Origin of the sequence: Streptomyces buecherae (genome assembly GCF_014295035.1) — a bacterium.
Lineage (GTDB): Bacteria > Actinomycetota > Actinomycetes > Streptomycetales > Streptomycetaceae > Streptomyces > Streptomyces youssoufiensis.
The window spans coordinates 7,639,923-7,663,263 of the sequence record NZ_CP060404.1 but is presented as its reverse complement, the minus strand read 5'-3'; the positions used below and the strand labels follow the sequence as shown (position 1 = coordinate 7,663,263).

At 73.3% G+C, this 23,341-nt stretch carries 18 protein-coding genes; 6 read left to right on the top strand and 12 right to left on the bottom strand.

What is annotated here, in order from left to right; all coding sequences use genetic code 11:
- Positions 1 to 11: 11 nt before the first annotated feature.
- The 3 genes from H7H31_RS30640 to H7H31_RS30630 all read right to left on the bottom strand — a co-directional run bounded on the left by H7H31_RS30640 (position 12) and on the right by H7H31_RS30630 (position 2,607).
- Complete coding sequence (locus tag H7H31_RS30640; RefSeq protein WP_232110157.1) at positions 12 to 740, bottom strand: ABC transporter permease; 729 nt, start codon at positions 738 to 740, stop codon at positions 12 to 14.
- 149 nt (positions 741 to 889) lie between these two features.
- Positions 890 to 1,804: an ABC transporter ATP-binding protein gene (locus tag H7H31_RS30635; RefSeq protein WP_187065082.1), complete on the bottom strand. Its 915-nt coding sequence runs from the start codon at positions 1,802 to 1,804 to the stop codon at positions 890 to 892.
- Between the two features lie 179 nt (positions 1,805 to 1,983).
- Entirely contained in the window at positions 1,984 to 2,607 is a 624-nt protein-coding gene (locus H7H31_RS30630; RefSeq protein WP_187065081.1) for a flavodoxin family protein, read from the bottom strand.
- Between the two features lie 201 nt (positions 2,608 to 2,808).
- On the opposite strand from H7H31_RS30630, the gene H7H31_RS30625 reads away from it, so the two are divergent.
- The 3 genes from H7H31_RS30625 to H7H31_RS30615 all read left to right on the top strand — a co-directional run bounded on the left by H7H31_RS30625 (position 2,809) and on the right by H7H31_RS30615 (position 5,457).
- Positions 2,809 to 3,750: an AraC family transcriptional regulator gene (locus H7H31_RS30625; protein ID WP_187065080.1), complete on the top strand. Its 942-nt coding sequence runs from the start codon at positions 2,809 to 2,811 to the stop codon at positions 3,748 to 3,750.
- Positions 3,751 to 4,130: 380 nt separating this feature from the next.
- The gene (locus H7H31_RS30620; RefSeq protein WP_187065079.1) at positions 4,131 to 4,391 is read left to right on the top strand and encodes a GlsB/YeaQ/YmgE family stress response membrane protein; all 261 of its coding nucleotides are present in this window, start codon (positions 4,131 to 4,133) and stop codon (positions 4,389 to 4,391) included.
- Between the two features lie 640 nt (positions 4,392 to 5,031).
- Entirely contained in the window at positions 5,032 to 5,457 is a 426-nt protein-coding gene (locus H7H31_RS30615; RefSeq protein WP_187065078.1) for a CBS domain-containing protein, read from the top strand.
- 148 nt (positions 5,458 to 5,605) lie between these two features.
- On the opposite strand, the gene H7H31_RS30610 is transcribed toward H7H31_RS30615, so the two are convergent.
- The 4 genes from H7H31_RS30610 to H7H31_RS30595 all read right to left on the bottom strand — a co-directional run bounded on the left by H7H31_RS30610 (position 5,606) and on the right by H7H31_RS30595 (position 11,593).
- Positions 5,606 to 6,025, bottom strand: coding sequence for a GtrA family protein (locus tag H7H31_RS30610; protein ID WP_187065114.1), 420 nt, complete (start codon positions 6,023 to 6,025; stop codon positions 5,606 to 5,608).
- The gene (locus H7H31_RS30605; protein ID WP_187065077.1) at positions 6,025 to 6,975 is read right to left on the bottom strand and encodes a glycosyltransferase family 2 protein; all 951 of its coding nucleotides are present in this window, start codon (positions 6,973 to 6,975) and stop codon (positions 6,025 to 6,027) included. The genes H7H31_RS30610 and H7H31_RS30605 overlap by 1 nt, the downstream gene beginning before the upstream one ends.
- Before the next feature lie 78 nt (positions 6,976 to 7,053).
- The gene (locus tag H7H31_RS30600; protein ID WP_232110156.1) at positions 7,054 to 9,777 is read right to left on the bottom strand and encodes a YfhO family protein; all 2,724 of its coding nucleotides are present in this window, start codon (positions 9,775 to 9,777) and stop codon (positions 7,054 to 7,056) included.
- Positions 9,778 to 10,549: 772 nt separating this feature from the next.
- Positions 10,550 to 11,593: a helix-turn-helix transcriptional regulator gene (locus H7H31_RS30595; RefSeq protein ID WP_187060658.1), complete on the bottom strand. Its 1,044-nt coding sequence runs from the start codon at positions 11,591 to 11,593 to the stop codon at positions 10,550 to 10,552.
- A gap of 433 nt (positions 11,594 to 12,026) precedes the next feature.
- On the opposite strand from H7H31_RS30595, the gene H7H31_RS30590 reads away from it, so the two are divergent.
- Positions 12,027 to 13,196: a S8 family peptidase gene (locus H7H31_RS30590; RefSeq protein WP_187060657.1), complete on the top strand. Its 1,170-nt coding sequence runs from the start codon at positions 12,027 to 12,029 to the stop codon at positions 13,194 to 13,196.
- Positions 13,197 to 13,317: 121 nt separating this feature from the next.
- On the opposite strand, the gene dacB is transcribed toward H7H31_RS30590, so the two are convergent.
- Positions 13,318 to 14,988, bottom strand: a complete 1,671-nt coding sequence (gene dacB / locus H7H31_RS30585; RefSeq protein WP_187060656.1) for a D-alanyl-D-alanine carboxypeptidase/D-alanyl-D-alanine endopeptidase — start codon at positions 14,986 to 14,988, stop codon at positions 13,318 to 13,320.
- 338 nt (positions 14,989 to 15,326) lie between these two features.
- Between dacB and H7H31_RS30580 the strand changes: the two genes are divergently transcribed.
- Positions 15,327 to 15,785 (top strand): lamin tail domain-containing protein, encoded by a 459-nt coding sequence (locus H7H31_RS30580; RefSeq protein ID WP_176160509.1) that lies wholly within the window; start codon positions 15,327 to 15,329, stop codon positions 15,783 to 15,785.
- Positions 15,786 to 15,861: 76 nt separating this feature from the next.
- On the opposite strand, the gene H7H31_RS30575 is transcribed toward H7H31_RS30580, so the two are convergent.
- Positions 15,862 to 17,088, bottom strand: a complete 1,227-nt coding sequence (locus tag H7H31_RS30575; protein ID WP_187060655.1) for a threonine synthase — start codon at positions 17,086 to 17,088, stop codon at positions 15,862 to 15,864.
- A gap of 176 nt (positions 17,089 to 17,264) precedes the next feature.
- Here H7H31_RS30575 and H7H31_RS30570 point away from each other — a divergent pair, with 176 nt between their 5' ends.
- Positions 17,265 to 18,203, top strand: coding sequence for a nitrilase-related carbon-nitrogen hydrolase (locus H7H31_RS30570; protein ID WP_187060545.1), 939 nt, complete (start codon positions 17,265 to 17,267; stop codon positions 18,201 to 18,203).
- A gap of 257 nt (positions 18,204 to 18,460) precedes the next feature.
- Here H7H31_RS30570 and H7H31_RS30565 read toward each other — a convergent pair whose 3' ends face one another.
- The 3 genes from H7H31_RS30565 to H7H31_RS30555 form a co-directional block, all read right to left on the bottom strand.
- Positions 18,461 to 19,381 (bottom strand): ribokinase, encoded by a 921-nt coding sequence (locus H7H31_RS30565; RefSeq protein ID WP_187060544.1) that lies wholly within the window; start codon positions 19,379 to 19,381, stop codon positions 18,461 to 18,463.
- 64 nt (positions 19,382 to 19,445) lie between these two features.
- The gene (locus H7H31_RS30560) at positions 19,446 to 21,404 is read right to left on the bottom strand and encodes an ABC transporter permease/substrate-binding protein (protein ID WP_187060543.1); all 1,959 of its coding nucleotides are present in this window, start codon (positions 21,402 to 21,404) and stop codon (positions 19,446 to 19,448) included.
- Complete coding sequence (locus H7H31_RS30555; RefSeq protein ID WP_187060542.1) at positions 21,394 to 23,133, bottom strand: sugar ABC transporter ATP-binding protein; 1,740 nt, start codon at positions 23,131 to 23,133, stop codon at positions 21,394 to 21,396. Before H7H31_RS30555 ends, H7H31_RS30560 begins: the two co-directional genes overlap by 11 nt.
- Positions 23,134 to 23,341: the final 208 nt, after the last annotated feature.

Here is a 23,341-nt window from a genome sequence, read left to right as displayed (position 1 = left end):
TCCCCGCCGTGTCAGGCATCGCGCTTGCGGAACACGACGAACGCCACCGCGAGGAGTGCGGCCACGCACCCGGCCATGACGCCGAGCCCGGCCCAGGGGCCCAGTACGTCCGGGTCCCGGACAGCGGTGATGATCTGTCCACCGGCGATGGGCGGCCAGAACTTCGAGACCCAGTCCCCGAGCGCGCCGGGCAGCGCGGGCGCGAATGCCTGGACGATGAGCATCGCGCCGAACAGCGTCGTCACCGTAGCGGTCGTGGAGCGGATCACCGCGCCCAGAGCCAGTCCGAAGAGGGCGGCCAATGCCAGATACACGCCACCTCCGAAGACGCCGCGCAGTGCCACGCCATCCGACAGCGCCAGGTGTGGAGCGCCCGCCCCGGACAGCGAAGCCTGTCCGACGAGAAACCCACCGAGCGACACCACGATCCCGACCGGCAGTGCCACTGCCACCAGCACCAGGGCCTTCGATCCCAGGACCCGGGCCCTCTGTGGCACGGAGGTGAGGGTGGGCACGATCGTGCGCGCCCCGTATTCGGAGGTCATCACGAGGCCGCCCAACAAGCCGAACGCGATCTGCGCCACCAGGTAACCCATCAGGCTGGTCTCCAGCGGATCGAACGCGGCCTGGTCGGCGGGCGACAGGTCCGCGTACTCGTCGCCTGCTGACGAACCGTTCAGCGCGGCCAGGCCCACGGCGAAGGCCAGCGCGCCCAGGATCACCCACAGCGTTGACCGCATCGTGCGGATCTTGACCCACTCGGCGTGCAGGCTGTGCCAGAAGGTCGCCCGGCCCGACCCCGCGCTGTCCGATGCGGACCGCCCGCGGCGCGTACGAGAGGGCGGCTTCGCCGGAACCGGTGCGGGCTCGGGGTGCGTGCGAGGGTGGCTCATCGGTTCGTCTCCTTCTCGGCCTGGTACTCCACCGCGTCGCGGGTCAGGTCCATGAACGCCCTCTCCAGGGACACCTGACGCGGGGACAACTCGTGCAACTCCACCTCGACCGCTGCGGCCAGGGCTCCTATCGCGGCGGCTTCCAGGCCGGTGACCACGAGCGTGTCGTTGCCCTCGGCCCGCACGCCGGCGGCGCCGGCCAGCAGCGGCCGGAGCGTCTCGGCCTGCGGGGTACGCACCAGGACCTCACGCTCGGAGTGCGCTTCGATGAAGTCCTTCATCGTGGTGTCCGCGATGAGCTTGCCGCGCCCGACGACGATGAGATGGTCCGCGGTCAGTTCCATCTCACTCATCAGATGACTGGACATCAGCACCACACGTCCCTCGGCGGCCATCCCGCGCATGAGCGAGCGGATCCACACGATGCCCTCGGGGTCGAGACCGTTGAGGGGCTCGTCGAAGACCAGGACCGGCGGATCGCCCAGCAGCGCGGCGGCGATCCCCAGGCGCTGGCGCATCCCGAGGGAGAACGTCCCGGCCCTGCGCCGCGCGACCTTCTCCAGTCCCACCTCGGCCAGTACCTGGCTCACGCGACCGCGCGGGATCCCGTTGCCGGCCGCGAGGGCCAGCAGGTGATGGAAGGCGGTGCGGCTGGGCAGCACCGCGCCGGGGTCCAACAGTGCCCCGACCGCCTTGAGCGGGGCGGGCTGGGCGCTGTACGGCCGACCCCGCACGGTCGCGGTGCCTGAACTGGCGGCGTCCAGGCCCAGAACCATCCGGAGGGTCGTCGACTTGCCCGCGCCATTGGGTCCCAGGAAGCCGGTGACCTCTCCCGCGCGGACGCCGAAGGTCAGGTCGTCCACGGCGAGGACGTCACCGTAGCGCTTGGTCAGTCCACGTACTTCGATCATCGAGTCTCCACAGGCCAGCGGTGGCAGAGGTGCCCGCGACGACCACGAGCACCGCACCAGCGTCACCCGCGGGCATGGGAGCGCATGGGAGAACATGAACGCCGCATGGCACCGCTGGCCCGGTGACCTGCGCCCATCGTGTCGCCGGTCGCCTTCGGAGCATGGTCCTCACATGGAACTCACACGTTGGCCCGCTGCTGCGGAGGGGCGGCGTGGCGTCCGGCCGCCACCAGGGCGGCCTGGCGGGCGATACGGGCACCGAGGTACTCGGCGGTGCCGATGTCGGCGGCGTGGACAGTGTCGGCGCCACCGTCGAGCGGGGTCTGGGCCCCGGCGCCGCCCCAGAAGCCGAGGCGGTTGAGGTCGTTCTCGGAGGCGGTGGTGGAGTTCCAGCCGGCGGCGAGGCCGAGGCTGACCCACAGCATGCGGTGCTGGGCGGCGAAGGTGGCGAAGAAGGCGAGGGTGCTGGACTTGTCACCGGCCTTGGACGCGGAGTTGGTGAAGCCGGCCGCGAGCTTGTCGGCCCAGCGGCCTTCCGCGAAGCGACGGCTGGTGGCCTCGGCGAAGGCGTGGAACGCGGCGGACGCGCTGCCCATGTAGGTGGGCGAGCCGAAGACGATCGCGTCGGCGTCGTCCAACTGCTGCCACTGTGCGTCGGTGATGGTGTCCACCGGAACGAGGGCCACCTCGGCGCCGGCGTCCGCCGCTCCGCGCCGGACCGCCTCGGCGAGGACCGTGGTGTGGCCGTAGCCGGAGTGGAAGGCGACGACGACTGAAGGAGGCGGGGTGACGGACTCAGACATGCGAACTCCAGCGATTCACGGGGTCGGATACCGCGATGGGGGAAGACGGATGTGCTCGGCCGGGGTGTACGTCGCCGATTGCTTCGGACCGTGTCCCTGGCGCCGGCGTGCTCCCCCTGCACTGTTGACGCTACGACGACTACTCAAGACGCGAGGACGCTGAACGTCTGGCTTTTATGACCGATCGTCTACGGTGACGCGATGGACCCCATCGATGACGTCCTGGCGGCAAGGTCTGTCGAGGACTCGCGGTACGTCAGCGTAGAAGCCCGCGGAGCCTGGGGTATCTCCTTCAGGTCGCCCCATACGACCTACGTGATGATGATCAGGAGCGGGCGCTGCTGGTGGCAACCCGGCTCGCAGGCTGAACCGGAACTGCTCGCCCCTGGCAACTGCTTCCTGGTACGGGCCGGCGCCGAGTTCGCCCTCGCGGACGAACCGGGGCGGTCCCTGGTCAGTTGCGAGAGCCTCCTGGCGTCTCAACCTGGTTCTCGTGTGCGCCACGGTACGGAGGGGCCGGTGACCGAGATCGTCTCGGCGCGGTTGGCCTTCGACACCGGTGCCGCCGAGCCGCTGTTGAGAGTGCTGCCTCCCGTGCTGCGGCTCGATCTCGACGACTCGATCGGCGACGCGTTGCGTTCCACCTTCAGGCTGCTGGAACTGGAGCGAACGTCTTCCGGTTTCGGGTCCGGGTTCATCACGAGCCGCCTGGCCGACGCTCTCTTCGTGTACGCGCTTCGTACCCACGTCTCATCCACCGAGAGCTCACACGGGTGGCTGTCCGCTCTCAGCGACCCACGGCTCGCGCCGGCACTGCGCGACCTTCACACCGATCTCGCACACCCGTGGACGGTTGAGGAACTCGCGCGCCGAGCCGGGATGTCGCGGGCGGCGTTCGCCGTGGCGTTCAGGCAGAAGACAGGTGACTCGCCCATCAACTACCTCACCTACTGGCGCATGCACCGGGCGAAAGCACTGCTGCGTGACACCGAATCGAGCCTGCAACAAATCGCCCTCGCGATCGGCTACGACACCGACGCCGCCTTCAGTCGAGCGTTCCGCCGGCACGAGAGCGTCGCGCCCGGAGCATGGCGACGCCGTTGGCGTGCCTCAGCCGGGGACTCGGGCGAGAGGGCCGAGTGACACCTGGTCGGGTCGCGGCAACCGGACGGAACCGCTCGGGCGCGACCTTCCCGACCGGCCTCCCCCATGGTGCGTGGTCTCGCGGGCGCGAGCGGGAGCAGGCCCGCGCTCGGCAGCCCACCGCCAAGGCCCACCGCGCACCGATGTCACGGCCGCGCGGCCGGCCAACGACCTCCCGACGCGCGCCGACAGCCCCGATCGCGCTACCGAACCGCACACGCTCACCGCGGGGAGCAGCCGAACCCGGCGCGGAGAAGGCACTGGAACGTGGCAGGCCCGTCCCCCACGCGTCCGGGAAGCGGAGGCTTACAAGTCTCCGGCGCGGGCACGCGCAGGGTGACAGCCTTTACATCAGGATGAAGTGGGCGAAAGGAATTACCGTGTCGTTTCTCTGGGCCATCATCGCGGGGCTCATCATCGGTCTGCTGGCGAAGCTCGTCATACCTGGCCGCCAGCCCATTCCCTTGTGGCTCACGATCATTCTGGGCATCATCGGCGGCCTCGCCGGCAACGGACTCGCCTCCGCTTTCGGCGTGCGTGACACCGGTGGCATCGACTGGATTCGCCACTTCTTCCAGATCGGCATCGCGGCCGTCCTGATCTCCGCCCTCACCCCCATGTGGTTGCGCCGGCGGACCTGAATCGAGGCGGCGGTCCACTATGTGTGGCCATGCCGCAACCAACTCGCGCGTGAGGTGGGCGAGGCGCTCGGTCGCGCCCCGGGACTGGGACGGGCCCGCAGGGGTCCGGACGCGTCGCCTCCCACCGCGGGCCGTCCAGTGGCCGGGCGCGCGGGTCCGCCTGACACACCCAGCACTGCCCCGGCAGCGCGGGGAGTCGGCGGGCCAGCGCGCCCGGCCTACATGGCGGCGACCCTGTCCCCGCCAGCCGCGAGGCGCCGCAGCACTCGCACGCACCGGGCTCCGACCCGGGCATTGGCCGGCGCGCCGGGCGTCCCGAAGGCTCCGTCGTGGACGGCGATCTGGCCGACGTTGATCGGTCAGAAGGAAGTCCGGGTGCCAGTGGGAGGCTTAGGGGGTCGGTGACCGACGGCAGGGCCGGGGTCGTCCTCGTGTCCGTCGCCGCCTGAGTACCGGTCATGGTGATGACCTCCTCCTGTCGCCGCATCGCGTGCGTGACGGGGATTCGCGCGATGCGTGCCCTACCGGCACAGGTCCGCCTCCGCGCGGGCCTCGGCGTCACTCGGATGGCGTACCCCGGGCAGCGGGTGGCGGTCACGCTCGGAGACTGGAACCACCGAAGCCGACAAGAGGAGCGCCCATGACCACCGCCGCGGACATCATGCACCCCGGGGCCCAGTGGGTACCGGCAACCGAGACCCTGGACCGGGTCGCCCAGCTCATGCGGGAGCTCGACGTGGGCGCCCTACCGGTCAGCGATCCCACCGACCCGAACGAGCGGATGTGCGGCATCGTCACCGACCGTGACATCGTGATCGGCTGTGTCGCCGCGGGGCACGATCCGGCGCGGGTCACCGCGGGAGACCTGTGCAAGGGCACACCGCGCTGGGTCAGCGCCGACGCCGACGTGGACCAGGTACTCAGAGAGATGGAGAGCAACCAGATCCGCCGCCTGCCGGTCATCGACGAGAACAAGCGCCTCGTCGGCATCATCAGCGAAGCCGATCTGGCCCATCACCTGAGCGACGACCAACTCGCACAGTTCGTGGAGAGCGTCTACGCCTGACCGACCGAGCCGAGCACGGCGACGCCTGCCCAGCGCGCCGCGCCCGCCCTCCGGAAGACCGCGCGGCCCGGCGACCGGTGAGGTGGCGTGGGCCGGGCCGTGCGGGGTCGCCCGCGCGGCCTCGGCCGCCTCCCGCCCGGCACCACGCTCACCGGCGCAGCAGGGAGGGCGGCTCCTCCTTCCCCGGCTCCGGGGTGCCGTTGATCGTCGGGCCGAGCATGATCGTCCGGGAGACGAGGAAGGTGATCGGCACGGCGGCTGCCGCGGCGATCAGCGGTGACGCCTTGTCGTTCATTCCCGCGAGGTCGACCAGTACGTAGACGCCGCCCGTGGTGATGGTGAAGTTGGCGACGGTGGTCAGGGGGAAGAGCAGGAAGGTGCGCCAGGCCGGGCGCGTGCGGTAGGTGATGTACACGTTCAGGAAGTACGAGCCGACGGTGCTCAGCGCGAACGCCACGACGTGCGCCGCCAGATAGGGCATCCACCGCAGCAGGACGAGGTAGCTGAGGTAGTACGTGCCGGTGTTGACGACTCCCACCAGGCCGAACCGCAGGAATTGTCCGGCGATCACCGCACCAGGTCCTTGATGTCTGCCGTCTGGTCCACGTTCGTGCTCTGGACGAGGTAGTGCGGGCGGCGCTTGACCTCGTAGTAGATCCGCCCGATGTATTCGCCGATCACGCCCACCATGACCATCTGCATGCCGGCCAGCGCGGTCATGACCACGAGCAGCGTGGCATAGCCCGGCGTGTCCACCCCGTCCACCAATACCCCGCCGACAATCCACGCCGCGTAGAGCACAGCGACGGAGAGCAACAACAACCCCAGATACACCGCGGCACGCAGCGGCTTGTTGTTGAACGAGATCACACCATCGGCACCGTAGTTGAGCAATTGGCTGAACGTCCATTTGCTCCTGCCCTCCTCCCGTACCGCGTTACGGTATTCGAAGGTGACGCTGGGGAAACCCACCCAGGCGAACAGGCCCTTGGAAAAGCGGTTGTACTCGGTGAGCTGGAGAACGGCGTTCACCGCGCGCCGGGAGAGCAGTCGGAAGTCGCCGACCCCGTCCACGAGTTCCACGTCGACCAGTCGGTTCACCAGCCGGTAGTAGCCGCGGGCCATCCAGGTGCGGGTGACGCGGTCGCCGTCCCGGGTGCGCTTGGCGATCACCTGGTCGTGGCCGGCCTCCCGCAGCTCGACCATGCGCCCCACCAGCTCGGGCGGGTGCTGGAGGTCGGCGTCCATGATGATGACCGCGTCGCCGGACGCGTGGCGCAGGCCGGCGAACATCGCCGCCTCCTTGCCGAAGTTCCGGCTGAACGAGACGTAGCGCACCCGCGCGTCGGTCCCGGCGAGCCGCTTGAGCATGGAGAGCGTGTCGTCCTTGCTCCCGTCGTCCACGTAAACGAACTCGAACTCGTGCTGAATGGTGAGGAGTTCAACGACGAGGTGTTCGTGGAAGCGGTCGATCACGGCTTCCTCGTTGAAACACGGGACGACTATCGAGATCAGCATGATTCTCCCCGTACGGGTTCACGGTGGTCGGGTCCGCTCGGGGTGTGAGCGGAGCGCGGAAGGGTGGGAGCGGGCCGGTCAGTCATGGCTGGCCGCGCTGGTCGCGGGGCGGCCGGCCGGCGCACGGCCGGTCTGCCGCGCCCGCCAGGCGCGCCAGGCGCCGATCGAGACGAGCCCGAGCAGCGCCAGGCCGGCGGCGGCGGCCCCGCCGCGCAGGCCGGGCGGCTGGAAGGTGCAACTCACGGTGGTGGCCTTGCCGTCGAGCGGCACCGAGACGAGGCCGAGGTAGGAGGTGGCGGGGCGGGCGGAGCCGCCGGCCGCGCACTCCCAGCCCTTGATGTTGGGCATGGCGACCACGGCGGTGCCGCGGCTGCCGGCGGGCACGGTGGCGCGCACGGTGGCGCCGTCGACGCTGACGTCGGTGGCCCCGCGGCCGGTCAGCCGGTCGGCGGCGGCCTTGAGCTTGCCTCGGTCCAGGCAGCCGATCGCGCCCTTGGGCACGGAGCCGCCGCGCAGGGCGGTAAGCGTGATGCGCACCTGGCCGTTGGCCGGGGTGCGGCCGAGTTCCTGCATGGCCGCGCTCCGCTTGGGCGGGTAGTCGCCCCGGAAGTCGGCCTGCGGGCCGCGCCCGTCGCGCAGGTCGGCCTTGCCCCAGTAGCGCGGCGCCCACAGGAAGACGGAGCTGCCGGGCCGGCAGACGGCCTTGACCTGTGCCGTCGGGTCGGCCGCGCGGTGCCGGGCCGGTACCCGGTAGCCGCCGTCGCGCGTGCGGGGCAGTTGCGGGCGGTCGGTCAGGTGCAGCGTGTAGCTGGGGACGTCGTACACGCGGGCGCCGAGGAGCAGTTCCTGGTTGCGGTAGGCCGAGCTGCCGTACGCGGGCCTCGGCCCGGGCGGGCGCACGGTCACCAGCGGGGGGACCTTCTGGCGCACGGTGACCACCGGCCCGGGGTGGCGCGGGTTCCACCGCTGGTGCGGGTCCGGCGGGGAGTACAGCCGGGCGCCGACGGAGAAGATGACGTCGGTGACCGGGTTGTCCAGGCTCTGCACCGACCGGCCGCCCGAGGTCCAGCCGCCGCCGAGCGCCGTCATGGTGCGGCTGAGCACGTCGGAGGTGAGGCTGCTGTAGTACTGCGCGCCCTGGCCGCCGACCATCATCGGGTCGTTGCCGACGGTCTGTTGGCGGCCGGGTTCGGTGCGGTAGGCGGGCCAGCCGTCCACGGCCTGGATGGCCGCGCGCTGCTCGCGCTGGCGCTCGCCCCAGGGCGCGTAGTCGTCCATGTGGGCCAGCCGCTTGCGGTCGCTGACGGCCAGCGTCGCGGCGGACTGCCCGACCTGCATGCCCACCAGGAGCACGGCGGCGAGCACCACGAGCACGGGGCGCCGGCGGGCGTCCGCGAACCGCCAGAGCGCGAGGGCGAGGGCGAGCGTGGCCGCGCCGGCCAGCATGATCGGGACGGACCACGCGTACAGGAGTTGGCTGTCGCGCGCGGTGAGCGTGAGGGCCGCGAGGACGCCGCCGCCGCCGAGCAGGGCCCGCCAGGTGGGCCTGGCGTGGGCGAGCGAGAGCCAGGCCGCGATCACGAGCAGGGCGCACAGCACGAACGTCTGCCGGAACTGGCTGCCGTTGGGGGTGGTGAAGGCGTGCCAGGCCAGGTGGGTGGGCTTCCACTGGAAGGACAGCAGCACGGTGACGACCAGCGCGGACCAGCCGTACCGCACGCGGCGCGGCACGGCGGTGTTGAACGGCAGCGTGAGGGCGAGGAGCAGGGCGACGGTGTCGACGTAGAGCGAGGGCGAGTTGTAGCCGTAGCCGCCGGGCAGCAGCCGGGCGAACACGTCCTGCCACGGCTCGGCGACGAACTCGGTGTCGCGGCCCGGGTACGCCTCGCCGGTGCCGGCGTAGATGACGCTGACCAGCGGCGCGGCCAGACCGACCCCGAGCAGCAGGGTGACCAGGGGCCGCCACAGCTCGCCGAGGAGTCGCAGGACCGAGGGGCGCGGGGCGGAGGCCGGCGAGCCCGCGAGACCGGCGGCCGGGGTTCCACGGTCTGAGCCGACGCCGTCCGGGCCGGCGTCGTCCGCGGCGGTGGCGGGCTCGGTCGCCGGGTGCTCGGCGGCGGTTTCGCGCTCCGCGTTCGCCGTAGTCCGTGTGCTCCCGCGCGGGGGCCCGGCCACGGCGGTGACGACGTGCGCGGGGCGGTCGATGACCAGCCGGGCGATGACGAACAGCGCGGCCCCGATGGTGGCCATGTACGCCGTGTAGAAGTTGGCCATCCACGCGACGGCGACGAGCAGCGCGCCCGTGATCGTCCGCCGGCGGGCCAGCGCCCACTCGCCGACCAGGCACAGCAGGGGCAGGGCGATCAGACCGTCCAGCCACATGGGGTTGTACACCGCGGTGGCCAGCGTCCAGCCGCACAGCGCGTACGAGGCGCCGAGCGCTCCGGCGACCCACCAGGGGCCGGTGCGCACCGTGCGCAGCAGCCAGGCCATGACGGCGCCGGCCGTGGCGATCTTGAGCACGGAGATGACGTAGACGGCCAGGTCGATCTCGTCCCGTGGGAAGAGTCCGACGAGCACCGCGAAGGGGCTCGTCAGATAGGTGCCCAGATCCGGCAGGAAGCTGGAGCCGTACCCGGACTGCCAGTTGACGAGCACGTCGCCGTCGGCCTCACCGTGCAGCATGTCCCACAGGTGCGCGTGGTACGGCACGAACTGATTTCCCAGGTCATTGACGTTCCGCGTGCGTGACCCGAAGGGAAAGCTGCGGGCCAGGGCGTCACCGAAAACCAGGGAAATCATGGTGAGCAGTGCCGCGAGACCCGCGGCCCGTGCACGGACGCCCCGAAAAGACGACTCGGACTTCGCCTCGTCTTGACGCGGAATGGCATCCGCTCTGGGCATGGTGAGAGAAGGCATTTTTTCTTTCGGGGATGTGAAAGGGCAGTGACTGAGCGCGGGAATTGCGCGCTGCTATTTCCCTGTCCGGCCGGGCCGGCGCGTTTCCGTGACTCCGGTCACAGATCGGCAGGGACGACGCTGCGCGAGCGTGCGGAACCACGGGCCGATGCCAATTCGTTCCCCTCTCGGACCAGCGCGTTCGAGTTCGTCAGCGGGTTTGACGAGCGAAATACGGGGAGGGTTGCCCACTCGCTCGAACAAAAAAGCCGCACCAAACAAATGCGCCGGGAGTTAATTGTTCCTCAAACCTGAGTTCACTTGGCATTGGGCAACCCGTTGGAATAGGGGCCGCCCGGCGGGTGGGACGGCCGCTTCCGGATCGGCTCGTACGACGCCTTCCGTACGCCGCGCGGGCGCCCCGGCGGATGGGCCGGTGGATGGGCCGGTATGGGCCGGTGGGTGAGCCGGCGTACGGCAGGGCCGCGCGGGGGCGCGTGGTGGGCGCGCCACGGGGGCGGATGGGTGCGGGGACGCGAGGGCGCGAGGGCGCGGCGGCGCACGGGGGCGAGGGCGCGGCGCGGCGCGGAAAGTGGGTGGCGCGCGCGGTGGGCGGCGACGGGCGGGTGATGGGGCCGGGGCCCGGTGCGGCCGGGCCCCGGGGAGGCGTCGGGGGTCAGCCGTCGTGGGTGAGCAGGCCCAGGCGGGCGGCGCGCGCTCCGGCCTCGAACCGGCTGGCGGCGCCCAGCTTCTGCATGAGGTGGGTCATCAGGCGTCTGAGGGTGCGGTCCGAGCAGCCGAGGCGCCGGGCGATGCTCTCGTCCTTGGCGCCCAGCGCCATCAGGTTCACGATCTCCCGCTCCTGCGCGGTGAACTCCTCGTCGGAGCGGTCACCCGCCTGGTCGGTGGCGTAGGGGCGGCCCGCGGCCCAGCCGTACTCGAAGACCTGTTGGAAACAGAGCGCCAGCAGTGGGCTGTGCACGATGGCGTCGCCGTCCTCGAAGCGCGGCGCGGCGCCGAGCGAGAGCACGGTCACCGCGTGGTCGAAGGAGGCGAAGTGGGCGGGCACCGCCGTCGCCACCCGAAGCCGGGCGCCCCGGGCGACCAGGGTGTCGAGGTAGCGGCGGGCGTACGGGGCGCGGGTCGCCGCCGGGGAGACCACCATCCGCCAGCGCACGCCCTGGTCGAGCATGTGCAGGTCGTTGACGAGGCTGGCGTCGAGGACCTTGGCGTCCGGCAGCGACATCCGCATGACGATCACTTCTTCGCGGCCCAACGCGTCGAACTCGTGCAGCCGCTTGCGGAAGAGTTCCCGGTCCCGGAAGAACTCGACCTCCGCGGTGTGCACCCCGGCCACCCGGGTGGACGGGAGCAGGCCCACCACGTCGTCGATGGCCCGCATGCCGGCCTCCAGCGAGGACGCGGCCGAGCGCAGCCGCTGCTGCTGGGCGGCGACGAGTTCGCGCAGCGCGCGCTCCACGGAGCGGACCGCGGCCCGGTCCTCGCTGAGCAGTCGGCGCTCGATCAGCCAGCGCGCCACCCCGTCCGGCAGCGGGCCAGCGCCGGCGGCGTCCCCCGGGGGCGTGCCCATGGCCTGCCGGACGAGCGTTCCGTAGGCGTTCCTGGCCTCGGCCGCGGTCGGGCGGTCGGCGCCGTCCGGGTGGGGGCAGGCGCAGGTCGGGCGGTCCACGGCACGCGGCGTACGAGAGTCGATGGACATGCGCCTGACAATAGGTCGTACCGGGGCGCCGGACCAGGGTGAGGCGGCGTGCTCGCGGACGGCGCGCGTCCGCGCTGGCCGGCAGCGGCCACGCCGGTTGCGGCCAGCACAGACCATGGTCGCCCGCGGCCCACGGCATCTACCGTCGTCGCAGCACCGTCCGGTACGTGGACGTCGCGAAGTCCACGCACCGCTGCCGTCCGCGCACCCCCCACCGCACCGGGCGTGGACGGATCGACGAGGTACCCCGCCCCGTCGATGGGGTCTCCCCGCCCCTCCGCGTCTTCCCGCGCCCACCGCTCCGCCCGCGCCGCTGGCCCGGCGCGTGCTCGGGCTGCCCGCGCGCTGCCGCCCACCGGCGGCCCGAAGACGCGGCCAGACTCACCGCCGGTGCCTGTACGGGCCGCCGGCGGCAGACGAAAGGTTTTCCCCGATGAAGCGTTCCCGTCTTGCTGCGGTGCTCCTCGCCACTCCCCTGGTCGTACTCCCGGCGGCCACGGGCGCGGCGAACGCCGCCCCGAGCGAGCCGTCCGCCCCGATGGTCGCGGTGCAGAAGGCGGCCCCCGGCCAGGCCGTGCAGGGCAGCTACATCGTCACCCTCAAGTCCGGGGTGACGGCCAAGAGCCTCACCAGAGCGAAGGGGTTGAACACCCAGTACGTCTACTCGAAGGTCTTCAACGGCTTCGCGGCCAAGCTCACCGCCGGCCAGTTGAGCGCGTTGCGCGCCAACCCGGCCGTGCAGGCCATCGAGGAGAACCAGAAGGCCACCGTGAGCGGCACGCAGAACGGCGCCACCTGGGGTCTGGACCGCATCGACCAGCGCAACCGCCCGCTGGACAGCACGTACACCTGGAACCGTGACGGCGCCGGCGTCACCGCGTACATCATCGACACCGGCCTCGACAGCCGGCACGCGGACTTCGGTGGCCGGGCCCAGAACGTGTACAACTCGGTCGGCGGCAGCGGTGAGGACTGTCACGGCCACGGCACGCACGTCGGCGGCACGGTGGGTGGCACCACGTACGGCGTCGCCAAGGGCGTGGCGCTGCGCGGCGTGAAGGTGCTCGGCTGTGACGGCAGCGGCTCCTTCGCCGGCATCATCGCCGGGTTCGACTGGGTGCGTGCCAACGCCGCCAAGCCCGCGGTCGCCAACGCCTCGCTGGGCGGCGGCTACTCGGCCGCGGTGAACACGGCCGCCGCCAACCTCGCCAACTCGGGCGTGCACCTGTCGGTGGCCGCCGGCAACGACAACCGGGACGCGTGCAACTACTCCCCCGCCAGCGCGTCGAGCGTGCTGACCGTCGCCGCGTCGGACAGCTCCGACCGCAAGGCGTCCTTCAGCAACTACGGCCGCTGCGTGGAGACGTACGCGCCCGGCGTGTCCATCACCTCGGCCCGCATGGGCGGCGGCAGCACCCCGATGAACGGCACCTCGATGGCCTCGCCGCACGCGGCGGGCGTCGCCGCGCTGTACAAGGCCAACAACGGTGACGCCTCGTCCGCCACGATCAACAGTTGGGTGACCAGCAACGCCACGCCCGACGTGATCACCGGCAACGTCACCGGTACCCCGAACCGGCTGCTGTTCAAGGCCGGCCTGTAACACCCGACCCGCCGCGCGGGGCGGCCCATCGGCCCCGCGTGGCCGGTGCTCCCCGGGCCACGGGAAGGCCCACCCTCCGACGCGGGGGGTGGGCCGCACCCGTCCCCGGGGTCGCCGGTCGCTAGCAGGTCAGGGGCTTGCGCCAGGCGCATTCGAGGGCGCCGGACTGGTCTCGGGCCCGGTCGGTGGCGGGGGCCCCGCGCGGCGCGCGGGTGGTCTCGCGGTCGTCCGACGCGGCCAGGGTGACCACGATCGCGTCCTCGATGTCCTTCACGGACGGGGCCAGGTGGTGGTTGAGCACGACGCTGTACGCCAGTTCGCGGCCCGCGCGGTCGGTGACGTAGCCGGTGAGGGCGGAGGCGCCGGTGAGCGAGCCCGTCTTGGCGCGGGCGTTGCGGGCCGCCGGGGTATCGCACATGCGCGAGCGCAGGGTGCCGCCGGTGAGCCGGTCCGGGTCGCAGGCCACCGGGAGCGCGGCCCGCCACAGCGGGTACCACCGGGCGTCCCGCACCGCGGTCAGCAATCGGGCGAGCTGGCCGGCGGTGAGGGCGTTCATCCGCGACAGGCCCGAGCCGTCGACCTGGCGCAGCCGCGTGGTCTCCAACCCCTCCGCGCGGAGATAACCCTCGATGGCCGCGAGCCCGGCGCCCCAACTCCCGCTGCCGGCGCGCTCGTAGCCGATGGCCTTGGTGAGCACCTCGGCGTGCGTGTTGTTGGACAGTTTCAGGAACGGCCGCAGCAGCTTCGACAGCGGCATGGAGTGGTGCGTGGCGACGGGCTCGGCGTCGGCGGGGGTCGGCCGGCCGGCGCGGGTGGCGCCGTCGACGCGTACGCCCTCGGCCGCCAGGGCCTCGGCGAAGACCGTGGCGGCGTGCACGGTGGGATCCCAGACGCTCACCCACTCCTTGCCGGGTCGCCCGTCGAGCGGGATGGCGCCGCTGACGGTGAGGGTGTCGCCGCCGTGCGCGCGCTCGACGGCCAGCGTCCGTGGCTGGCCGGCCGCCACGGTGCTGGCCAGGTTGACCACGCGCGGGTAGCGGCTGTGCGGGACGGTGCGCACGCGCGGCCGGTCGCCCTCGCGGGCGCCCGGTGTGGTGTGCGTGATGACGCTGCCCGCGTCGTAGTCGGTGTCGGGGGCCACGGTGAGCGCGGAGATCGGGGCCGCGTAGTACGCGGACTCGTCGTCGGCGGCCCAGCCACGGCCGATCCGGGCCCGGTCGAAGCGGGTGTCGTCGGCGACCAGATGGCCGGTGACGCGGGTGATGCCGGCGCGCGCGACGCGCGCGGCCAGGGCCCGGTAGTCAGCGGCGAGCAGGGTGGGATCGCCCGTGCCGCGCAGGTACAGGTCGCCCGCGAACACGGCGCCGCGCCGGGGCCCGTGCGCCAGCACCTCGGTGCGGAAGCGGTGGTCCGGGCCCAGGAGTTCCAGCGCGGCGGCCGACGTCGTCAGCTTGGCGTTCGACGCCGGCAGCAGGCGTTCCTCGGGCCGGTGGGCGTAGCGGACGGCGCCGCTGTCCGCGTCGGCGACCACCACGCCGGCCGTCGCCCCGTCCAGGCGCGGGTCGGCGAGGATGGCGTCGATGGCCTCGGGCAGGCCCGGGGGCGCGGCGGGGTCGGCGCCGACCGGAGAACTCCAACTCAGCGTGGCCAGCAGCCCGGCGACGAGGGCCGCGGCTCCCAGCCGGCGCGCGGGGTGTGGGCGGTGCGCGTGGGGGCGGTGTGCGCGCGTGCGGCACGTGGGGTCGGCGCGGTGCGGGCGAGGGGTGCGGGGGCGGTGCGCGGGTCTCCTCATGCCACGGCAGCATCCCGTGGCGCGGGCCGCCACGGGAGTACGCCACGGGCGGGTCGCCGCGTTTCGCCGCCGCTGGCGCGGGCGGCGCTCCGGCCCGCCGGTTCGAAGGGGGGCTGGAGAGGGCCGATCACGAACCGAGCGCGGGTGTCCGCACGAACGGGCGCGGCACGCCGTGACGGGTGGCGGGCGGGGTGTCGGCCGCATCCTTCGCTTTATCAGGAGATGGCGGCCCGCAGCGCACTTCCCGGATATGGCCCGGTTCTCCCGAAACTGCCTTTAGTGTGATCTCCACACCGGGGACCTAGGGGGGTGCCCGGCCGTGATTGAAGGATGTCCTGATGTCAACGCTCTCCATACGCACCGCCGCCTGCGCCGCCGCCGTCGCCGGGGCCGTGCTGGTTCCGCTGCTGCCCGCGCAGGCCCACGCGGCGGGCTCCGTGCACCTGCACAAGATCTACTACGACAGCCCCGGCAAGGACGACCGGTCCACCAGGAGCCTGAACGCCGAGTACGTGCAGATCAAGAACTCGACCAGCCGTGGCGTGAACCTCCGGGGCTGGACGCTCACCGACGCCTCGCGGCACAAGTACACCTTCGGCACCTTCACGCTGGGCGCCGGCAAGACGGTGACGGTCCGCACCGGGCGCGGCAAGGACAGCGCGTCCACGAAGTACCAGAACCGTCGGGCGTACGTGTGGAACAACGACCGGGACACGGCGACGCTGCGGAAGTCCTCCGGCAGCCGCGTGGACACCTGCTCGTACAACTCCACCCGCTACGACTACAAGAACTGCTGAACCCCGCGCGTCGGCGCCCGTCCGTCCGCGCTGGTGCGCGGGCGGGCGGGCGCTCCCGGGCCGGGCGGCGCCCGGCTCAGGCGTCGATGCCGGCGGCGCGCAGTCGGCGGCGGACCTCGTCCCAGGCCGGGTCGACCGGCTCGCTGGTCCGCGTGCCGACGGAGACGTCCTTGAAGCCGCTTGAGGTGGAGACGCACACCACCGGCCCCTCGACGTCACCCACCTGCCGCAACCCCGCCAGGCCGGCCGCCGCCGACAGCTCGACCCACAGCCCCGCGGCGGCCAACTCGCCTTGCGCCGCCCGCATCTCGTCGTCGGTCAGCAGCAGTGGCCGGCCCTCGCTCGCGCGCAGCGCGACGACGCCTCGGTAGCCGCCGACGGAGCAGTCGATGCCATACGCGTCGGTGTCACCCACCTCCACCGTGGTCGCGGGCACCCCGGCGCGCACCGCCGCGGCCAGCGGGCCGCCGGCGGCCGGCTCGCAGGCGAAGATCCGGGGGACGGAGTCGGTGACGCCCAGGCGCTGGAGTTCGGCGAAGCCCTTCCAGACGCCGTAGAGCAGTTCGCCGTAGCCCGTGGGCACGAAGACGGCGGCGGGGGCCCCGAGTTCGGCGTGGATCTCGTACGCGATGGTCTTGTAGCCCTCGGCGCCGTAGCCGTGTCCGGTGTGGGTGGCCGTCAGGTTGCTGACCGGGTGCAGCCCGCAGTGCTCGACGACCTCGCGGACCAGCGGCCACCGGTGGTCGATGGGCACCGGCAGCACCACCGCCCCGTACGCGTGCAGGAACGCGTCCACGGCCGGGGGCGTGTCCGTGGAGGTGAAGACCACGCAGCGCAGCCCGGCCCGGGCCGCGTAGGCCGCTGCCGCCGCGCCGTGGTTGCCGGACGAGGCGACCACGACGCCCGGGGCGCCGGCCCGCACCGCCGCGCTGGTCGTGCAGCGGTTGAGCCGGTCCTTGTGGCTCCAGGTGGGGTTGCGCGCCTCGTCCTTGACGTGGACGCCGGGTGCGACCTCGATGAGCGGGGTGCCGCCTTCGCCGAGGCTCGGCGCGTCCAGCGGCGGCAGCAGGGGCGCCCACCGCTCGATGCCCGCGCCCCGCGGGATGCCGTGCCGCGCGGCGTACCCCGGCTCGAACAGGGCGGTGTCCACGCGCTCGTACGCGTAGTCGACGTCGACCGGATAGGAGAGCGTGTCGGTACTGGTCCGGGGGCAGCCGCGGGTCAGCGCGGGCCACAGCGGATAGCGGATGTCCGGGTCACCGAGTGAGCGCTGGGCGGTGGCCAGCGTGCTGGGAGGGGTCACGCCCCCCGAGCCTAGGGCGTGGAGCCCCGGCGCGGTCTCGGACGGGGGGGGTCGCCGGGGTCGGTGAGGGGTGCGCGGCGGGGCGGGCGCATGGTGGTCGGGGCTTGGCGGGGCGTACGACGCCGGGGCGGCGGCGCGGTGTTGCCGGATGGGCGAGCGGTTCCTACCGTCGCGGCATGACACCTGCTCGCACCGTGACCGCCGCCGTCGTCCAGGCGGCGGCCCCCCTCTTCGACACCCCCGCCGCGCTGGCCCGGGCCGACGAACTCCTGCGCGAGGCCGTCAGCCGGCGGGGCGCGGAGGTCGTCGTCTTCCCCGAGGCGTTCGTCGGGGGCTATCCCAAGGGTCTGGACTTCGGCGTCCCGGTCGGCAGTCGCACCCCGGAGGGGCGCGACCTCTTCCGCCGCTACCACGCCGCGGCCATCGAGGTCCCGGGCCCCGAGGTGGCGACGCTGGCCGCCGTCACCCGTGAACTCGCCTGCCACGCCGTGGTCGGCGCGATCGAGCGGCAGGGGGGCACGCTCTACTGCGTCGCGCTCTTCTTCGGTCCCGACGGCTATCTCGGCCTGCACCGCAAGCTGATGCCGACCGCCGCCGAGCGCTGTCTGTGGGGCCAGGGCGACGGCTCCACCCTCCCCGTCATCGACACCGGCGCCGGACGCCTGGGCGCGGCCATCTGCTGGGAGAACTACATGCCGTTGTTCCGTACCGCGATGTACGCGAAGGGGGTGGACCTGTGGTGCGCGCCGACCGTCGATGACCGCGACGCCTGGCAGGCCACGATGCGGCACGTCGCCGTGGAGGGACGCTGCTTCGTGCTGAGCGCCAACCCGTACCTGCGCCGCGACGCCCTGCCGGCCGACCTCCGCCCGGTGCAGGGTGACGCGCCGGACACGGTCCTGATCAACGGCGGCTCCGTCATCGTCTCCCCGCTCGGCGAGGTGCTGGCGGGGCCGCTGCGCGACGGCGAGGGCATCCTGACGGCCACGCTGGACCTGGACGACCTCGCGCGGGCCCGCTTCGACTTCGACGCCACCGGCCACTACGCCCGCCCCGACGTCTTCGCCCTGCGCGTCGACGAGTCCGCCCGCGCTGCCGTCACGTACCGCTCCTGAGTACGGCCCCGGCAGTGGTGGGGCCGGCCTCCTCGCGGAAGCCGCGCACGCGCCGGGGCCGTCGACCGGTCGTCACCGCGTGTCGGTGCCCCGCGCCATGACGGCCGGCTCGGACACCGGGACACGGGGCGTGGGCACCGAGGCACGGACAGCCGCCTGGCAGTGGCTTCGCACCGCCCCACGCGCGCCCCGCACGGAGCGGGCCGGGCCACGGGCGGGGCGGGCCGCGAGTGGGGCCGGGCGCGGGCGGGCCGAGGCTAGTCGGGCAGTGCGGCGACCTCGGCCGCGGTGGGGTAGGACCGCTGGGCGCCCGGCCTGGTGACGGCCGCCGCGCCCACCCGCACGGCGTACCGCACCGCCGTCGCCAGGTCGTCGCCCGTGCCGAGGCGCCAGGCCAGAGCGCCGGTGAAGGCGTCGCCCGCGCCCGTGGTGTCCACCGCCTCGACCGGGACGCCGGGCACCCTGGTCCGGCCTCGCCGGTCGACGGCGAGGGCGCCGGCCGGGCCCAGCGTGATGACCACGGAGCGCGAGCCGCGCCCCAGGAGGGCCGTCGCCCAGGCCGCCGGGTCGTCTCCCGCCCCCGCCGGGTCCCCGTCGAGCAGCGAGCGCGCCTCGTGCTCGTTGACCACCAGCGGGTCGCAGGCGGCCAGCACGTCGGACGGCAGCGGCGCGGGCGGCGACGGGTTGAGCACCACCCGGGTGTCCGGGCCGACGGCCCGTACCGCCGCCGCGACCGTCTCCAGCGGGATCTCCAACTGGAGCGAGACCACCCGGGCCGCGGCCAGCAGGGGCGCCGCCGCCTCGATGTCGGCCGGCGTCAGGCGGGCGTTGGCGCCGGGCGAGACGACGATGCTGTTGTCGCCCGAGGGGTCCACGGTGATCAGCGCGACGCCGGTGGGGGCGCCGCCCACCAGCACCGGGCGCGTGTCCACGCCTGCCGCGCGCTGGGTGTCGAGCAGCAGGCGGCCGTGCGCGTCGTCGCCGACCCGCGCGAGCAGCGCGGTGCGCGCGCCCAGGCGGGCGGCGGCCACGGCCTGGTTGCCTCCCTTGCCGCCCGGATAGGTCGCCAGGTCGGAACCGAGCACGGTCTCCCCCGCCGCGGGTCGTCGCCGTACGCCGATCACCAGGTCGGCGTTGGCCGACCCGACGACCACCAGGTCATGGCCTTCCGTCAGCACGTCACGTCCTTGTCCGCCCTCGCGGGCCTCGTCGCTGGGTTCACCGGAGGCCGCCGCGCCCGGTTCAGCGCGGGCGCGCGGCGACCACCTTCACCGGCACCTTGACCGTACGACGTGGGCTCTCGCCCCGGGCGAGCCGGATGGCGTTGCGTACCGCGAGGCGACCCAGTTCGCGCGGTTGCTGGGCGACGGTGGCGGCCAGCGTGCCGCCGCGCACCGCCCGCAGCGCCTCGGGCGTGCCGTCGAAGCCCACGACCTCGACGGACGTGCCGGCCCTGGCGCCCAGGGCCTTGACGGCGCCGAGCGCCATCTCGTCGTTCTCCGCGAAGACGCCGTCGACGCCGGGGTGTGACTGGAGCAGGTTGGTGGTCACGTCCAGCCCCTTGGCGCGGTCGAAGTCGGCGGACTGCCGGCCGACGACCTTGATGCCGGGGTAGGCGGCGATGCCGTCGGTGAAGCCCTTGCCGCGCTCGCGGGCGGCGGAGGTGCCCGGGGTGCCCTGGAGGACGACGACGGTGCCCCGGCCGCCGAGTCGGCGGGCCAGCTCGCGCGCGGCGAGCCGGCCGCCGCCCACGTTGTCGGAGGCGACGAGGGTCAGGGTGGGCGCCCCGGTCACACCCCGGTCGGCGGCCACCACGGGGACGCCGCGCGCCACGGCCCCCTTGACCGCGGGGCCCGCGGCCTGCGAGTCCACCGGGTTGACGACGATCGCGTCCATCTGCTTGCTGAGGAAGTTCTGGACGTGGTTGGCCTGTTGGGAGGCGTCGTTCTGCGCGTCGGTGACCTGGAGCCGCACCCCGGCGGCCTCGGCCTCCTCCCGCGCGCCCGCCTTGAGCTGGACGAAGAACGGGTTGTTGAGGGTGGAGAGCGAGAGGCCGACCCTGGTGCCGCCGCCCGGGTCGGGGTCGCGCAGCGCGGCGCCGACGACCACGGCCGCGACCACCACGGCGGCCACCCCGAGCCGGAGCGGCGCGCCGGTCAGCCAGCGGTGGCGCGGCCCCTGGCCGCCGCCCGTGGCACCGGGCGCGGCGGGGCGGGCCCCGGCACGCCGGCGCGCGGTGTCGAGGAGGACGGCCAGCGCGATGACCGCGCCGATGACGACGTGCTGCCAGAACGTGGAGACCTCAAGGAGGTTGAGCCCGTTGCGGAGCACGGCGAGGATCAGCGCGCCGATCAGGGTGCCGGACGCCCTGCCGACGCCGCCGGCGAGGCTGGCGCCGCCGATGACGACGGCGGCGATCGCGTCGAGTTCGTACCCGTCGCCGGCCTGCGGCTGGGCCGACGAGAGCCGCGCGGCCAGCAGCACGCCGGCGACGGCGGCGAGGGCGCCGCTCAGGACGTACGCGACGATCTTGTGACGCCGCACCCGGACACCCGAGAGGTGGGCCGCCTCCTCGTTGCCGCCGATGGCGTACATGGCCCGCCCGGTGTACGCGCGGCCGAGCACGCCGGCGGTGAGCAGGCCCGCGACGAGCATGACGAGTACGGGCACCGGCAGCCAGCCTCCGAGGGTGTCGCCGAGCGTGCTGAGCGGGTCGGGCAGTTCGACGGGGCTACCCTGCGAGACGACCAGCGACAGACCGCGGGCGATGGAGAGCATCGCGAGCGTGGCGATGAACGGCGGCAGCTTGCCGAAGGCGATCAGCGCCCCGCTGACCAGCCCGCAGCCGACGCCGGTGGCGAGGGCGAGCGGCACGGCCAGCCACACGGGCAACCCGTGCGTGGTCGCGGCCCAGGCCAGCACGATCGCCGAGAGCGCGGCCACCGAGCCGACCGACAGGTCGATGCCGGCGGTGACGATGACGAAGGTGACGCCGAAGGCGAGGACGGCCGTGACGGCCGCCTGGACGCCCACGTTGCGCAGGTTCTCGGCGGTGAGGAAGTCGCCGGACAGCAGCGACAGCGCGGCGACCAGCACGACCAGGGCCGTCAGCGCGCCGTTGTCGAGCAGCAGGCGGACCGCGCGCTCAGCCCCGGCGCGCGCCCCCGCCGCGTCGGCCTCGTACCCCGTGTCAGCGGCCATCGGAGTCCCCCTTCTTGTCGGTCTTGTTGGTCTTGTCGGTGGCCTTGGTCCTGGTGGCTTTGGTCCTGGTGGCTTTGGTTGCCTCGCTGGTCCTGGTTGCCTTGCCGGGCCTGGCGGGCTCGGCCGGGTTGGCCCGCTCGGTATCGGCTGGATGAGCCCGGTCGGCTGGGTCGGACGGAATAGCTGGGTCCGCCGGGTCGGTGGGGCTGTGCGCGGTGGTGGCGCCCACGGCCAGGGCCATGACGGCGTCCTGGGTCGCCTCCCGCGCGTCGAGTTCGCCGGCTATCCGGCCCTGGGCCATGACCAGCACCCGGTCGCTCATGCCCAGCACCTCGGGCAGGTCGCTGGAGACCATGAGGACGGCCCGGCCCGCCGCGGTGAGTTCGTTGACGAGGCGGTAGATCTCGACCTTGGCGGCCACGTCGATGCCGCGGGTCGGCTCGTCCAGGATGAGCACCCCGCTCTCGGCGAGCAGCCACTTGCCGATGACGACCTTCTGCTGGTTGCCGCCGGAGAGCGTGTGCACGGGGTGGTCGAGCCCGACCGTGCGGATCGCGAGCCGGTCGGCGACGCGGGTCGCCGCAGCGCGCTGGGCCGCCCGGTCCACGAGGCCGGCGCGGGTGGCACCGCGCAGCGTGACCAGGCCCAGGTTGTCCGCCACCGAGGCGTCGAGCAGCAGCCCCTGCCCCTTGCGGTCCTCGGGCACCAGGCCGATGCCGGCGCGCAGCGCGGCGCCGACGTCGCGCGGTGGCAGGCGCCGGCCGAGCACCGCGACGCTGCCCGCGTCGTACGGGTCGGCGCCGAAGACGGCCCGTACGACCTCGGTGCGCCCCGCGCCGACGAGCCCGGCCAGCGCCACCACCTCCCCGGCCCGCACCTCGAAGCTCACGTCGTGGAAGCTGCCGGCCCGGGTGAGGCCGGCGACGCTGAGCAGCGGCCGGCCGGGCCGGTCGGGGGCGCTGCTCGCGCGCGGGTACTGCTGTTCGATGGCGCGCCCCACCATCAGGCGGACCAGGGTGTCCCGGTCGGTCTGGGCCGGGACCTGGGCGACGCTGCGTCCGTCGCGCAGCACGGTGACGCGGTCGCCGATGGCGGCGATCTCCTCCAGGTGGTGGGTGATGAAGACGACGGCGACGCCGTTCGCGCGCAGCGCGCGCACCCGGTGGAAGAGCCGGTCGACCTCGGCCCCGGTGAGCGCGGCGGTGGGCTCGTCCATGATCAGGACGCGGGCGTCGCGTCCGAGCGCCCGCGCGATCTCCACCAACTGGCGGTGGGCGATGCCCAGGTCGCGTATCCGGGCCCGGGAGTCGACGGGCACCCCGGCGCGGTCCAGGAGCCGGGCGGCGTCCGCCACCATGCGCCGGCGGTCGACGAGGCCGAGGCGGCGCGGTGGGCGGCCGAGGAAGAGGTTCTCGGCCACGCTCAGTTCGGGCACCTGGGCCAGTTCCTGGTAGATGGTGGCGATGCCGAGGCGCTCCGCGTCCCTCGGTCCGCTGAGCCGCACCGGCGTGCCGTCCAGCACGATCCGCCCGGCGTCGGGGCGGTGCGCGCCGGACAGGATCTTGATCAGCGTGCTCTTGCCCGCTCCGTTCTCGCCGAGCAGCACGTGGACCTCGCCGGCGCGGAGGTCGAAGTCGACGCCGTCGAGCGCGACCACGCCGGGGAACGTCTTGCGGATGCCCGCCACGCGCAGCACGTGCGGGGCGTCTGGTTCGGCCTGCGGCACCATCCGGGCCTCCCTTCCTCGGGTTGGTGGCTGGGGTGTCCCGCCGGGTGCATGGGGCGGGTCGGTGGCCGGGGGCGTGCGGGGCGGTCGTGCCCGGGCCGGCGGCGGGCCGGCGCGGCGGGGCGCCCGGTGAGTGGGGGCTGGCGTCGTCGTCTGCACAAGGGGCGTGTTGCCCGCGTTGCGGCGCCGCGACCCGCCGGCCGGCGTGCGG